Origin of the sequence: Parageobacillus thermoglucosidasius, assembly GCF_001295365.1 — a bacterium.
GTDB lineage: Bacteria > Bacillota > Bacilli > Bacillales > Anoxybacillaceae > Parageobacillus > Parageobacillus thermoglucosidasius.
In genome coordinates this window covers 602,394-617,043 of the sequence record NZ_CP012712.1, presented here as the reverse complement: position 1 = coordinate 617,043, position 14,650 = coordinate 602,394, and the positions used below count along the sequence as shown (strand labels likewise).

The 14,650-nt window shown below is 44.3% G+C and carries 11 protein-coding genes, 2 tRNA genes and 1 rRNA gene; 10 read left to right on the top strand and 4 right to left on the bottom strand.

All coding sequences use genetic code 11. The features are described 5' to 3' along the window. Positions 1-31 precede the first annotated feature (31 nt). The 4 genes from jag to rpmH all read right to left on the bottom strand — a co-directional run bounded on the left by jag (position 32) and on the right by rpmH (position 2,069). The gene (gene jag / locus AOT13_RS03105) at positions 32-655 is read right to left on the bottom strand and encodes an RNA-binding cell elongation regulator Jag/EloR (RefSeq protein ID WP_003253878.1); all 624 of its coding nucleotides are present in this window, start codon (positions 653-655) and stop codon (positions 32-34) included. Beyond that, positions 652-1,422 carry a YidC family membrane integrase SpoIIIJ gene (gene spoIIIJ, locus AOT13_RS03100; protein ID WP_013401916.1) on the bottom strand — a complete coding sequence of 257 codons (771 nt, stop codon included), beginning with the start codon at positions 1,420-1,422 and terminating at the stop codon, positions 652-654. Before spoIIIJ ends, jag begins: the two co-directional genes overlap by 4 nt. 88 nt (positions 1,423-1,510) lie before the next feature. Continuing rightward, the gene (gene rnpA, locus AOT13_RS03095; protein ID WP_003253884.1) at positions 1,511-1,861 is read right to left on the bottom strand and encodes a ribonuclease P protein component; all 351 of its coding nucleotides are present in this window, start codon (positions 1,859-1,861) and stop codon (positions 1,511-1,513) included. Positions 1,862-1,934: 73 nt separating this feature from the next. Next, a complete protein-coding gene (gene rpmH, locus AOT13_RS03090) occupies positions 1,935-2,069 on the bottom strand; it encodes a 50S ribosomal protein L34 (protein WP_003253900.1) in 135 nt (44 codons plus the stop codon). Positions 2,070-2,539: 470 nt separating this feature from the next. Between rpmH and dnaA the strand changes: the two genes are divergently transcribed. The 10 genes from dnaA (at position 2,540) to AOT13_RS03040 (ending at position 14,585) form a co-directional block, all read left to right on the top strand. After that, on the top strand, positions 2,540-3,892 hold the full coding sequence (gene dnaA / locus AOT13_RS03085) for a chromosomal replication initiator protein DnaA (RefSeq protein ID WP_003247333.1): 1,353 nt from the start codon (positions 2,540-2,542) through the stop codon (positions 3,890-3,892). Between the two features lie 181 nt (positions 3,893-4,073). After that, positions 4,074-5,210 carry a DNA polymerase III subunit beta gene (gene dnaN / locus AOT13_RS03080; protein WP_013399789.1) on the top strand — a complete coding sequence of 379 codons (1,137 nt, stop codon included), beginning with the start codon at positions 4,074-4,076 and terminating at the stop codon, positions 5,208-5,210. Between the two features lie 103 nt (positions 5,211-5,313). Further along, complete coding sequence (gene yaaA / locus AOT13_RS03075) at positions 5,314-5,535, top strand: S4 domain-containing protein YaaA (RefSeq protein ID WP_003247337.1); 222 nt, start codon at positions 5,314-5,316, stop codon at positions 5,533-5,535. Positions 5,536-5,546: 11 nt separating this feature from the next. After that, positions 5,547-6,671 carry a DNA replication/repair protein RecF gene (recF, locus tag AOT13_RS03070; RefSeq protein WP_003247341.1) on the top strand — a complete coding sequence of 375 codons (1,125 nt, stop codon included), beginning with the start codon at positions 5,547-5,549 and terminating at the stop codon, positions 6,669-6,671. A gap of 38 nt (positions 6,672-6,709) precedes the next feature. After that, positions 6,710-8,632, top strand: coding sequence for a DNA topoisomerase (ATP-hydrolyzing) subunit B (gene gyrB / locus AOT13_RS03065; RefSeq protein ID WP_003247343.1), 1,923 nt, complete (start codon positions 6,710-6,712; stop codon positions 8,630-8,632). A 61-nt stretch (positions 8,633-8,693) separates the two neighbouring features. Beyond that, positions 8,694-11,168, top strand: a complete 2,475-nt coding sequence (gene gyrA, locus AOT13_RS03060) for a DNA gyrase subunit A (protein ID WP_042385786.1) — start codon at positions 8,694-8,696, stop codon at positions 11,166-11,168. A gap of 115 nt (positions 11,169-11,283) precedes the next feature. Beyond that, positions 11,284-12,369: an HD-GYP domain-containing protein gene (locus tag AOT13_RS03055; RefSeq protein ID WP_013399791.1), complete on the top strand. Its 1,086-nt coding sequence runs from the start codon at positions 11,284-11,286 to the stop codon at positions 12,367-12,369. 386 nt (positions 12,370-12,755) lie between these two features. After that, a 16S ribosomal RNA gene (locus tag AOT13_RS03050) occupies positions 12,756-14,314 on the top strand. Positions 14,315-14,423: 109 nt separating this feature from the next. Next, a tRNA-Ile gene (locus AOT13_RS03045) sits at positions 14,424-14,497 on the top strand. A 12-nt stretch (positions 14,498-14,509) separates the two neighbouring features. Next, a tRNA-Ala gene (locus AOT13_RS03040) sits at positions 14,510-14,585 on the top strand. Positions 14,586-14,650: the final 65 nt, after the last annotated feature.

The following is a 14,650-nucleotide window of genomic DNA, read 5'->3' as shown; positions in this document are numbered from 1 at the left end:
GAGATAGCCCCTTTTCCATCCAGATGATTTGTCACTTGATTGGAGATATGACAACATAACGGCGCGGTTCCTCTCCAACCGAATAAGTAGTCACTTGTTCATGGTTTGCCAATGTAACATGAATAATTTTCCGCTCATGCGCTGGAAGCGGCTCCAGTTTTATTTCTTTTCCAGTTTGTGCCGCTTTTTCCGCTAACTTTTGCGCCAACTGAATAAGCGTTTTTTCTCTTCTTTCCCGGTAATTTTCCGCGTCGACAATGATGGAAACATATTCTTTTGCATAGCGGTTGGCGACAAGCTGAGTTAATAATTGCAAGGAATTTAATGTTTGTCCATGTTTTCCGATCAGCAAACCGACTTGTTCCCCCGTAATCATGAATGTGACATGGTTACCGTTTTGCTGTTTCTCAATGTTTACTGCTGTTGCTCCCATCTGTTTTACAACATTTTTTAAAAATAACTCCGCTTCTTCAACGGGATCTGCTATACGTTTTGCTTTAACAACCGCTGGTTTGCTCCCGAAAATTCCAAATAACCCTTTTTTTCCTTTTTCTACCACAATAATTTCTGCGCGGTCTCTCGAAACACCGAGCTGTTGCAATGCCAACTGCACAGCCTCCTCAACAGTAGCGGCGGTCGCGGTCACTTCTTTCACTTTTTCGTTCCTCCTGAACGGGCAGAATCAATATTTGGTCCTTTAATGAAGTACGTTTGCGCAATGGAAAAAATATTTCCGACTACCCAATAAAGCGATAAAGCAGCTGGAAAATTAATTGCGAAAATCACGATCATGATCGGCATCATCCAAAGCATCATCACCATTTGCGGATTTTGTTGCCCTGTGTCAGCCATTACGATTTTTTGTTGGATGAATGTCGTAATCCCTGCGACAATCGGCAAAATATAAAATGGATCCTTTTCGCCAAGATCAAACCATAAAAAGTTATGTTCCGCAATTTCTTTCGTGCGCATAATGGCGTGATAAAATCCGATTAAAATCGGCATTTGAATGAGAATAGGAAAACATCCTGCCATCGGGTTGACGCCGTGCTTTTGAAACAACAACATCATTTCTTGTTGGAGCTTTTGTTGCGTTTGCATATCTTTGGAGCTGTATTTCTCCCGAAGCTTTTGTATTTCCGGTTGTAGCGCTTGCATCGCTTTCGCGTTTTTCGTTTGCTGGATCATTAATGGCAAAATGAGCAAACGAATGAAAATTGTGACGACAATAATCGACAATCCATAGCTTCCGCCGAAAACGCCAGCGACATACTTGATTAACCAAGAGAGCGGGTATACGATATATTCATTCCAAAAACCTTTACTCTCCGGCGTAATTGGTTCGTTAATTTGCGTACATCCTGATATGATTATAAGCAGCGCTGTCAACAAAATCGTTAACCAAATTCGCCTCTTCACCATCTTTTTCCTCCTAACCGACAAATTCGCATATCCTGAGCATCCTAAGTATGTATTTTAACATCATTGCAAACAAAATGGGCGCTCTTTTTTATTTTCTCTCTCTTTTTAGCGCGCCCGCCTTGCGCAATACATGGAGCAGACTGCTCTTCACCTCAAAATATGTCATGTCCGCAGCTGGAAGCCTAGCGATAATGACATAATCTTTTCCTGGCAAAATATCGTCTTTCATTTCTAAAAAAGCTTGGCGAATGTAACGTTTAATTCGATTCCTAACAACCGCCTTCCCAAGCTTTTTGCTCACTGATAACCCGATCCGAAAATACGGCTGTTCAGGACGGTCAAGCATATAAATGACAAATTGCCTGTTCGCCATTGACGTACCGCGCTGAAACACCTCTTGAAATTCTTTGTTTTTCTTTATGCGATACTTTTTCTTCATACCACGGAAACACTCCATCTTTTTTCTATATCCAGACATCGCTGCGAAAAAAGACCACTGAAACTTCAGTGGCCTATGCGGATAATACTTTTCTTCCTTTACGACGACGACGCGCAAGCACTTTTCTTCCATTTCTCGTGCTCATGCGCGCACGGAACCCATGAACTTTGCTGCGTTTCCGTCTATTTGGTTGATATGTCCGTTTCATCTATGACACCTCCCTGAGGAATAACTGTTACAGGCAGTCTTTCTAATTATATTGAACAATCAGGCAAAATGTCAACCGCCCCAAGACTTTCCCCGCGTTTTTTATGAATATGTGGATAAGTTTCGGACACCGTTTAACATTATTCACATCATTTATCGACATTTTTTTCACACTTTTCACTATGTGGATAAGTATTTTTTCACACCGGTTGCTTTTTGTGGATAATTTTAAAAATCCATTGCAACACGCCAGTTTATTTGCTATTATTATTGTGTTTTCACTATGGATAATTATGTGGACAAAAAAAATTATCCACAAATTGTGGATACATTGTGGATATATTTTTTCACAGCTTGTTTATAAAGTTATCCACATGCGGTGGATTTTGTCGAAATACCATCTTCTTTCCTTATTATTGTATTTCCACAATTCTTTTTTTAACAATCCTCTGATAAAGGAGGGGGCAACTGGTGGAAAACATCCATGATTTATGGAATCGCGTGCTTGGGGAAATTGAAAAGAAAATTAGCAAGCCGAGTTTTGAAACTTGGTTGAAATCAACAAAAGCCCACTCTTTACGAGGTGACACGCTTGTCATTGTAGCCCCAAACGAGTTTGCGAGAGATTGGCTTGATTCCCGCTATTCTCGTTTGATTGCTGAAACCATTTACGACATCACCGGAGAAGAGCTTTCTGTTAAATTCATTATTCCTCCTAATCAATCCGAAGATGATTTTGAGCTTCAGCAATCTTTGAAAAAGCAGCGGAAGTCATACGAGGAACCAGCCGATTTCCCGCAAAGCATGCTGAATCCAAAATATACGTTCGATACGTTTGTCATCGGTTCTGGCAACCGCTTCGCCCATGCCGCTTCATTAGCGGTCGCGGAAGCGCCAGCGAAAGCATACAATCCGCTATTTATTTACGGCGGAGTTGGATTAGGAAAAACGCATTTAATGCATGCGATCGGCCACTACGTAATCGAACATAATCCGTCCGCCAAAGTAGTGTATCTATCTTCAGAAAAATTTACAAACGAGTTTATTAACGCGATCCGCGACAACCGTCCGGACGATTTTCGCAACAAATACCGGAATGTTGACGTTCTACTAATTGATGATATTCAGTTTTTGGCAGGAAAAGAACAAACGCAAGAAGAATTTTTCCACACATTTAACACGCTGCATGAAGAAAGCAAACAAATTGTCATTTCCAGCGACCGGCCGCCAAAAGAGATTCCGACATTGGAAGACCGCCTTCGCTCACGGTTTGAATGGGGGCTCATTACGGACATCACTCCTCCCGATTTAGAGACGAGGATCGCTATCCTCAGAAAAAAAGCGAAAGCGGAAGGATTTGATATTCCGAATGAAGTGATGCTCTATATCGCCAATCAAATTGACTCTAACATTCGGGAATTGGAAGGAGCCCTCATACGCGTCGTCGCTTACTCATCATTGATCAATAAAGAAATTAACGCTGACTTAGCCGCAGAGGCGTTAAAGGACATTATTCCAAACAGCAAGCCGAAAGTGATCACTATCCAAGATATTCAGCGCGTTGTCGGCCAGCATTTCAATATTAAACTGGAAGACTTTAAAGCTAAGAAAAGAACGAAGTCTGTTGCTTTTCCGCGGCAAATCGCCATGTATCTTTCGAGGGAACTTACGGATTGCTCATTGCCGAAAATCGGGGATGAGTTCGGAGGTCGCGACCATACCACTGTCATTCATGCCCATGAAAAAATTTCTAAGCTTCTGCAGACGGATGTCCAGCTGCAAAAACATATTAAAGAAATTCAAGAGAAACTGAAACAGTTGTGAATAACTGTCGAATAACTGCGCGAATTACACACAGTCTATCCACATGTGGACAGGCTGTGTTTCCTTTACTTTTTTGACTTATCCACATTTCAACAAGCTTTATTACTACTACTGCTTTCTTTTTTTATTTTTATATTATAAAAAAATAATTTATTTCCCTATACCGTAGGAGGCTTGTGTAATGAAAATTACAATCGATCGAGAAGCATTGGTTCAAAGTGTCCAAGATGTCATGAAAGCTGTGTCCCCTCGCACTACCATTCCGATTTTGACAGGAATAAAAATTACGGCAACCCCGCAAGGAGTCACGTTAACAGGAAGCGATTCCGACATTTCAATTGAATCTTTTATCCCAATGGAAGACGAAGATAAAGTACTTGTCGAAATAGCAGAAACCGGCAGCATTGTGCTGCAAGCCCGCTTTTTTTCAGAAATCGTAAAAAAACTGCCGGAAAAGACAGTTGAAATCGAAGTACAGCCTAATTTCTTAACCGTGATTCGTTCAGGAAAAGCGGAATTTAGCCTAAATGGTCTCGACGCCGAAGAATATCCAAGACTTCCGCAAATCGAAGAGGAAAATGTTTTCGAAATTCCAACGGACTTGTTAAAAACGATTATCCGGCAAACGGTATTTGCCGTTTCCGTTTCAGAAACGCGGCCAATCTTGACAGGTGTCAACTGGAGAATCGAAGACGAGGAACTAATCTGTACTGCAACAGACAGCCACCGCCTTGCATTGCGAAAAGCAAAAATTGAGACGGAAAATCACCAGTCGCATAATGTCGTCATTCCGGGAAAAAGCTTAAACGAACTGAGCAAAATTTTGGATGACAGCAATGCTCCTGTCAAAATTGTTATTACGGCGAATCAAATTTTATTTAAAACAAAACGTTTATTATTCTTCTCTCGCTTGCTTGATGGAAACTATCCGGAAACATCCCGGCTTATTCCAACGGATAGCAAAACGGATATTATCGTGAATGCGAAAGAGTTTTTACAAGCGATTGATCGCGCTTCTTTATTAGCGAGAGAAGGAAGAAACAATGTTGTCAAACTAACGACGCTCAGTGATGGCATCATTGAAATTTCCTCCGTTTCACCGGAAATCGGAAAAGTAACGGAGGAAATTCAAAGCGAATCTATCGAAGGAGAGGAATTAAAAATTTCTTTCAGCGCAAAATATATGATGGACGCGTTAAAAGCGCTTGACGGTACAGACATTAAAATCAGCTTTACCGGCGCGATGCGGCCGTTTTTGCTTCGCCCTCTCCATAGCGACTCGATGCTTCAGCTTATTTTACCGGTAAGAACGTATTAACATTTGCGAAAGCTGCTAAATCTTAGCAGCTTTCTTTGCTAGCGCTTTGTTTTTTCGTTAAAATAAAAAAATGGGCAGTTTTTAGAAAGCGAGCGATGAATGGATGGAGAAAAAAGTAACCATTGCGACAGAAACGATTACGCTTGGCCAATTGCTAAAACTCGTGCAAGCCGTTGGTACGGGCGGCGCTGTGAAATGGTTTTTGCAAACAAATGAAGTACTCGTCAACGGAGAAAAAGAAACTCGCCGCGGGCGAAAATTAAAAAATGGAGACAAAGTCGAAGTCGAAGGACTCGGCACGTTTATCGTAACGAGGGCAGAGTAGGTGAAGAGCCGTTGTTTTTAACACATTTATCGTTAAAAAATTATCGCAATTACAAGAGTGAAACGATACAGTTCGCAAATAACGTAAATATTATTTTAGGAGAGAACGCCCAAGGGAAAACGAACATGATGGAAGCCATCTACGTTTTAGCGATGGCAAAATCACACCGGACAGCAAACGACAAAGATCTCATTCGTTGGGATGAAGACTATGCTAAAATAGAAGGAAGGGCAACAACAAAAAGCGGTGCGCTATCATTGGAGCTCATTATTTCGAAAAAAGGAAAAAAGGCAAAATGCAACCATGTTGAGCAGCAGCGATTAAGCCAATATGTCGGTCATTTAAATATCGTGATGTTTGCTCCTGAAGATTTAAACTTAGTGAAAGGAAGCCCACAAGTAAGACGGCGTTTTGTCGATATGGAAATCGGGCAAGTGTCGCCTGTCTATATACATGATTTAAGTCAATACCAAAAGCTATTGCAGCAGCGAAACCATTATTTAAAAATGCTGCAAACGCGCGAGCAGCAAGATGAAACCGTATTAGATATCTTGACAGAACAGCTTATTCCGCTAGCGGCTAAAATCACGTTAAAGCGGCATGAATTTTTGCTTTTGCTGGAAAAATGGGCTGCGCCGATTCACCGTGAGATTAGCCGCGGGTTAGAAACGTTGCAAATTCAATATCGACCTTCTGTTGACGTATCAGAAAGGATGGAGTTGTCGAGAATAATAGAAGCATATAGCGAAAAGTTTGCTACAATAAAAGAGAGGGAAATCCAGCGAGGAATGACGCTTGCTGGTCCGCATCGTGACGATATTTTGTTTAGCGTAAACGGAAAAGATGTCCAAACATTTGGCTCCCAAGGACAACAACGAACAACAGCGCTATCCATCAAATTGGCGGAAATTGAATTAATTTTTTCTGAAATCGGTGATTACCCCATTCTTTTGCTTGATGATGTGCTATCGGAACTGGATGACTTTCGGCAAACCCATCTCCTTGACGCAATCCGGCAAAAAGTGCAGACGTTTGTAACGACAACGAGCATTGACGGAATCGAACATGACATCATCAAGGAAGCAGCCATTTACAAAGTCCATTCCGGTCATGTTACCGCCCCTCTTTGTGATTAAGTTTTTGAACGTTTGGAAGGAAAGCGTAGGTGATTTGCATGACAATGGAACAAAAAGTCGAACATACGTATGATGCAAGCCAAATTCAAGTTTTAGAAGGACTGGAAGCGGTCCGTAAACGTCCAGGGATGTACATTGGCTCCACTGGTCCAAAAGGGCTGCATCATCTCGTATGGGAGATTGTCGATAACAGCATTGATGAGGCGTTAGCCGGTTATTGCACGGAAATAAACGTGACGATCGAAAAAGATGGCAGCATAACGGTTACAGACAACGGGCGCGGCATTCCTGTTGACATTCAGGAGAAAATGGGACGTCCGGCTGTCGAAGTCATTATGACCGTGCTCCATGCAGGAGGAAAATTTGGCGGTGGCGGCTATAAAGTGTCGGGCGGACTGCACGGCGTCGGTGCTTCCGTCGTGAACGCTTTATCCGAAGAACTGGAAGTGTATGTGCACAGAGATGGAAAAATTCATTATCAAAAATATCAGCGCGGCGTTCCTTGCACGGATTTGCAAGTGGTTGGAGAAACGGATCGGACAGGCACTACCGTTCATTTTAAGCCTGATCCGGAAATTTTTACGGAAACGACAGAGTTCGATTATGAAACGTTGGCGACCCGCCTCCGCGAGCTGGCTTTTTTAAATCGCGGCCTTAAAATAACGCTTGAAGATAAGCGGGTGGAAAATCGAAAAAATGAATATTGTTACGAAGGCGGTATTCAGTCTTACGTTAAACATTTAAATCGGACGCGTGAAGTGCTTCATGAGGAGCCGATTTACATTATTGGGGAACGCGATGGAATTTATGTAGAAATTGCTTTCCAATATAACGATAGCTATAGCAGCAATATCTATTCTTTTGTTAACAACATTCATACACACGAAGGCGGGACGCACGAATCCGGTTTTAAAATGGCGCTGACGCGCATTATTAACGATTACGCACGCAAACAACAAATTTTCAAAGATAATGATCCAAATTTAACTGGTGAAGATGTTCGCGAAGGGTTAACAGCGATCGTTTCGATCAAACATCCGGCCCCGCAGTTTGAGGGACAAACAAAAACAAAGCTTGGAAACAGCGACGCACGGACGGTTACCGATGCGGTTTTCTCCGAACAATTTGAAACATTTTTGCTGGAAAACCCAACCATTGCTAGAAAAATTGTTGAAAAAGGGATGATGGCGGCGCGGGCGCGCTTGGCGGCCAAAAAAGCACGGGAACTTACACGGCGAAAAAGCGCGCTTGAAATTTCTAATTTGCCTGGAAAACTAGCGGATTGTTCCTCCAAAGACCCCTCCATCAGTGAATTGTACGTGGTCGAAGGAGATTCCGCAGGCGGGTCGGCGAAGCAAGGAAGAGATCGCCATTTTCAGGCAATTTTGCCGCTTCGCGGAAAAATTATTAACGTTGAAAAGGCGCGGCTTGACAAAATTTTATCCAACAATGAAGTTCGCGCCATTATTACCGCGCTGGGCACGGGAATTGGCGAAGATTTTGATATTACGAAAGCGCGCTACCATAAAATCATTATTATGACAGATGCTGATGTTGACGGGGCGCACATCCGCACATTATTGCTCACTTTCTTTTATCGTTATATGCGCGAATTTATCGAACGGGGATATGTATACATCGCCCAACCGCCGCTTTATAAAATTGAGCAAGACAAACAAGTAAGGTATGCCTATAACGACCGGCAGCTTGAAAAAATTCTTGCCGAATTGCCGGAAAATCCGAAACCGACGATTCAACGTTATAAAGGTCTTGGAGAAATGAACCCGGAACAATTATGGGAAACAACGATGAATCCAGAAACAAGAACGCTGCTTCAAGTCAGCCTTCAAGATGCAATTGAAGCTGACGAGACGTTTGAAATTTTGATGGGAGATAAAGTAGAGCCAAGAAGACAGTTCATTGAAGAAAATGCGCGATATGTGAAAAACTTGGACATTTAACCGGAGAGTGTTGAGCAATCACCCTCCCCGCCGAAAATTTTTTTTAAGGGAGGTTTTATGAATGTCAGAAAACCAACATCCGCGTATCCGTGAAGTTAATATAAGCCAAGAGATGCGCTCTTCGTTTCTTGATTATGCGATGAGCGTCATCGTATCGCGGGCATTGCCTGACGTGCGCGATGGGTTAAAGCCAGTGCATCGCCGCATTTTGTACGCGATGCATGATCTCGGAATGACCGCGGACAAACCATACAAAAAGTCGGCCCGCATCGTCGGAGAGGTCATCGGTAAATACCACCCTCACGGCGACGCGGCGGTGTACGATACGATGGTCCGCATGGCGCAAGATTTTAACTATCGCTATATGCTTGTAGACGGACATGGAAATTTTGGCTCTATTGACGGTGACGCGGCCGCAGCGATGCGTTACACAGAAGCGCGCATGTCGAAAATTGCGATGGAAATGTTGCGCGACATTAACAAAGACACGATTGACTATCAAGATAACTACGACGGTTCAGAAAAAGAGCCTGTCGTACTGCCGTCGCGCTTTCCGAATTTATTGGTAAACGGTTCTTCGGGAATCGCTGTCGGGATGGCGACGAACATTCCGCCGCATCAGCTCGGTGAGGTGATCGACGCCATTTTGGCGTTAAGCAAAAACCCTGACATGACTGTAGCCGATTTAATGGAGCATATTCCAGGGCCGGATTTTCCGACAGCGGGGCAAATCATTGGGCGGAGCGGCATTCGCAAAGCGTATGAAACAGGACGCGGATCGATAACATTGCGCGCCAAAGCCGAAATTGAGCAGCAGCCAAACGGAAAAGAGATGATCATCGTTCGCGAGCTTCCTTATCAAGTCAATAAAGCGAAATTGATTGAACGCATTGCCGAGCTTGTTCGTGAAAAGAAAATTGACGGCATTACCGATTTGCGCGACGAATCCGACCGCAGCGGAATGCGAATTGTCATTGAAGTGCGAAAAGATGCGAACGCGAAGGTCATCTTGAACAATTTATATAAACATACTGCAATGCAAACGAGCTTTGGCATTAACATGCTCGCGCTCGTTGATGGCCAGCCGAAAGTATTAAACTTAAAAGAATGCCTGCAGCATTATTTAGACCATCAAAAAACGGTCATCCGCCGCCGCACGGCATATGAGTTGAAAAAAGCGGAAGCACGCGCTCATATTTTGGAAGGCCTTCGCATTGCCCTTGATCATCTCGATGAAGTGATTAATCTAATCCGCAGCTCAAAAACGACAGAAATTGCCAGAGAAGGACTTATGCAGCAATTTTCGCTCAGCGAAAGACAAGCCCAGGCAATTTTGGACATGCGTTTGCAGCGTTTGACAGGGTTAGAACGAGAAAAAATTGAACAAGAGTATCAAGAGCTTATTCGCTTGATTGCTGAATTAAAGGCGATTTTAGCCGATGAAGAAAAAGTGTTGCAAATTATTCGCGATGAATTGACAGAAATTAAAGAGCGGTTTAACGATGAGCGGAGAACAGAAATTGTCGCTGGAGGAGCCGAAGAATTTGAGGATGAAGATTTAATTCCGCGCGAAAACATCGTGATTACGCTCACACATAAAGGGTATATTAAGCGGTTGCCGGTTTCAACTTATAAAAGTCAGAAACGAGGCGGACGAGGCGTCCAAGGCATGCATACGAACGAAGATGACTTTGTCGAACATCTTTTGATCACATCGACTCATGATACGGTTTTATTTTTTACAAACAAAGGAAAAGTATACAGGGCAAAAGGATACGAAATTCCTGAATTCGGCCGGACTGCTAAAGGAATTCCGCTCATTAATCTTTTAGAACTCGATAAAGACGAGTGGATTAACACGATTATCCCTATCGACAATGAATTTGATGACAATTTATATTTATTCTTTACAACCAAACAAGGAATCGCCAAACGGTCTCCATTATCTTCATTTGCCCATATTCGTAACAACGGTTTAATCGCCATTCATTTGCGTGAAGGAGATGAGCTGATTTCCGCCAAGTTAACGGATGGCTCGAAACATATTATTGTCGGGACGAAAAACGGAATGCTCATCCGTTTTCCGGAGACGGATGTGCGGGCGATGGGACGAAGCGCAACAGGAGTCAAGGCGATTACGCTGGAAGATGGCGATGAAGTTGTCGGCATGGAAATTTTAGAGGATGGTTGCGATGTATTAGTTGTTACGAAAAACGGTTATGGCAAGCGCACCCCGGCTTCAGAATACCGCATACAAAGCCGCGGCGGAAAGGGAATAAAAACATGTAATATTACCGAGAAAAATGGTCCGATTGTTGCGGTGAAGACGGTGACCGGTGAAGAGGACTTAATGCTTATTACCGCGAGCGGCATTCTTATTCGCATTGCTGTCAGTGATATTTCACGAATGGGACGAAATACACAAGGAGTAAAATTGATTCGCCTGTCCGACGATAATGAACATGAGTATGTTGCGACAGTGGCGAAAGTCCCGAAAGAAGAGAAAGAAAATGAAGCAGAGGAAGAAGAGCATTAATTGTGTGCAATGGTTCGAAAGGTGCAGCCTTTTGAACCATTTTTTATTAAAGCACTACAACGATCGTATCAACAATGTTAGTATAAAAATGGGATAGAAGTAGGGAGGTGGCACGATGATCCGGGTGAAACTTCACCAGTTGCAAGAAGGATGTATTCTCGCTGAAGATGTGCTTGGCAAGACCCAAAAGACAATCATGCCTAAAAATACGATACTGACACCATATTTATTAAACGTGTTGGAAAAATTTTTAATTCAAGAAGTGTACGTTGAACCAGTTCTGGCAAATGGAAAACCATTTAAGCCGGCTGAATTGCTGGATCGGCGTGAAGAGGATAGCCCTAGCGATGAACAGCCGATATACCTTTATTTACAAGCAGTTCAAAAATATAAAAAAGCATTTCAATCGTGGCAATCCGGTGCTCCTATTGATATAGGACAAATAAGAAACATTATTATTCCTTTATTCGATAAATTGATACATAACCGCAAAAAATTACTAGCGTTACATCGTTATGTGACAAAGGAAGACTATTTATACCATCACGCTGTTAGCGTCGGATTATTATCGGGATTTTTGGCAAAACAATTAAATTATAGTAAAAGTGATTGTTATCAAATTGTGCTGGCGGGGATATTGTCCGACTGCGGCATGGCGAGGGTGGACAAAAGGATTTTGACAAAAAACTCGGCACTTACTACTCATGAATATGAAGAAATGAAACAGCATACAGTGATCGGTTATCGAATGGTCGAAAAAATAAAGACTTTAAAAGAAGGAGTAAAATTGGCTGTATTACAGCATCATGAACGAATTGATGGAACTGGCTATCCGTTTGGAATTCGTGGCCAGCAAATTCACCCATACAGCAAAATAGTAGCTGTAGCTGACGTTTATCACGCGATGACATCCGAACGTCTTTATCGGTCCAGACAATCCCCTTTTAAAGCGCTCGAAAAAATTCAAATTGAACAGTTTGGAAAATTAAGTATGGAAGCGATACAAATATTGCTAGACAATTTAATTAATTTTCATGTAGGGACAGTTGTCAAATTGTCAAACGGCGAAATGGCAGAAATCGTTTTTATACAACGGGAAGCGCCGACAAGACCGATTGTCAAAATCGTTGATAAAGATGAATTTCTTTCTTTAAGCGAACATCGGGATATTTATATTGAGGAAGTTGTTTATAACGACTAGAGCAGAAAATTTTTTGAAGAATACTCTTGAACAGCAGCTGTAATAGTGATAGAATAAAGCTCGTCTGATCAAAACATATATAACTCTGAAAAAATATGTTGACTTTCATTCGAATTTTAGTTATTATTTAGTAGCTGTCATTTTTCAAAGTTTAACACTACAACTTTAAAGTTCCTTGAAAACTAAACAAAACGCAAGCGTCAATAAGAAAAGCGAAGGCGACTGATTAGCCCCGACAGGCGCTGGAGGGCTCGCGAGGAGGCTGTTGCCGCCACAGCGAGACCGAAGCGTCCCGAGGGGCTAGGAGCCGAAGCTAGACAATAAGAAAAGCGAAGGCGACTGGCATCGAAAGGTGCTGGCGCTGAAGCTGAAGCCAATCTACTTTCTTTTTGGAGAGTTTGATCCTGGCTCAGGACGAACGCTGGCGGCGTGCCTAATACATGCAAGTCGAGCGGACCGGGCGGGAGCTTGCTTCCGCTTGGTTAGCGGCGGACGGGTGAGTAACACGTGGGTAACCTGCCCGTAAGACCGGGATAACTCCGGGAAACCGGGGCTAATACCGGATAACACCGAAGACCGCATGGTCTTCGGTTGAAAGGCGGCTTCGGCTGCCACTTACGGATGGGCCCGCGGCGCATTAGCTAGTTGGTGAGGTAACGGCTCACCAAGGCGACGATGCGTAGCCGGCCTGAGAGGGTGACCGGCCACACTGGGACTGAGACACGGCCCAGACTCCTACGGGAGGCAGCAGTAGGGAATCTTCCGCAATGGACGAAAGTCTGACGGAGCGACGCCGCGTGAGCGAAGAAGGTCTTCGGATCGTAAAGCTCTGTTGTTAGGGAAGAAGAAGTGCCGTTCGAACAGGGCGGCACGGTGACGGTACCTAACGAGAAAGCCCCGGCTAACTACGTGCCAGCAGCCGCGGTAATACGTAGGGGGCGAGCGTTGTCCGGAATTATTGGGCGTAAAGCGCGCGCAGGCGGTCCCTTAAGTCTGATGTGAAAGCCCACGGCTTAACCGTGGAGGGTCATTGGAAACTGGGGGACTTGAGTGCAGAAGAGGAGAGCGGAATTCCACGTGTAGCGGTGAAATGCGTAGAGATGTGGAGGAACACCAGTGGCGAAGGCGGCTCTCTGGTCTGTAACTGACGCTGAGGCGCGAAAGCGTGGGGAGCAAACAGGATTAGATACCCTGGTAGTCCACGCCGTAAACGATGAGTGCTAAGTGTTAGAGGGGTTATTCCCTTTAGTGCTGTAGCTAACGCGTTAAGCACTCCGCCTGGGGAGTACGGCCGCAAGGCTGAAACTCAAAGGAATTGACGGGGGCCCGCACAAGCGGTGGAGCATGTGGTTTAATTCGAAGCAACGCGAAGAACCTTACCAGGTCTTGACATCCCCTGACAACCCTGGAGACAGGGCGTTCCTCCCTTGCGGGAGGACAGGGTGACAGGTGGTGCATGGTTGTCGTCAGCTCGTGTCGTGAGATGTTGGGTTAAGTCCCGCAACGAGCGCAACCCTCGCCCCTAGTTGCCAGCATTCAGTTGGGCACTCTAGGGGGACTGCCGGCTAAAAGTCGGAGGAAGGTGGGGATGACGTCAAATCATCATGCCCCTTATGACCTGGGCTACACACGTGCTACAATGGGCGGTACAAAGGGCTGCGAACCCGCGAGGGGGAGCGAATCCCAAAAAGCCGCTCTCAGTTCGGATTGCAGGCTGCAACTCGCCTGCATGAAGCCGGAATCGCTAGTAATCGCGGATCAGCATGCCGCGGTGAATACGTTCCCGGGCCTTGTACACACCGCCCGTCACACCACGAGAGCTTGCAACACCCGAAGTCGGTGAGGTAACCCGCAAGGGAGCCAGCCGCCGAAGGTGGGGCAAGTGATTGGGGTGAAGTCGTAACAAGGTAGCCGTACCGGAAGGTGCGGCTGGATCACCTCCTTTCTAAGGATGATACGGAAAGCTAACCTATTGACAATGAAAAGAAAATACGTTACAATGACGCTTGTCGTTTTGTTTAGTTTTGAAGGAATTTTTTAATAGATGATATGATGGGCCTATAGCTCAGCTGGTTAGAGCGCACGCCTGATAAGCGTGAGGTCGGTGGTTCAAGTCCACTTAGGCCCATATTAATCATGTGGGGCCTTAGCTCAGCTGGGAGAGCGCCTGCTTTGCACGCAGGAGGTCATCGGTTCGATCCCGATAGGCTCCACCATTTGAAATAGCTTTGCGTCTTTGCTTGCGTCTGCAAGTGAATGCAAAGAAGCTGGATTCCTCGAC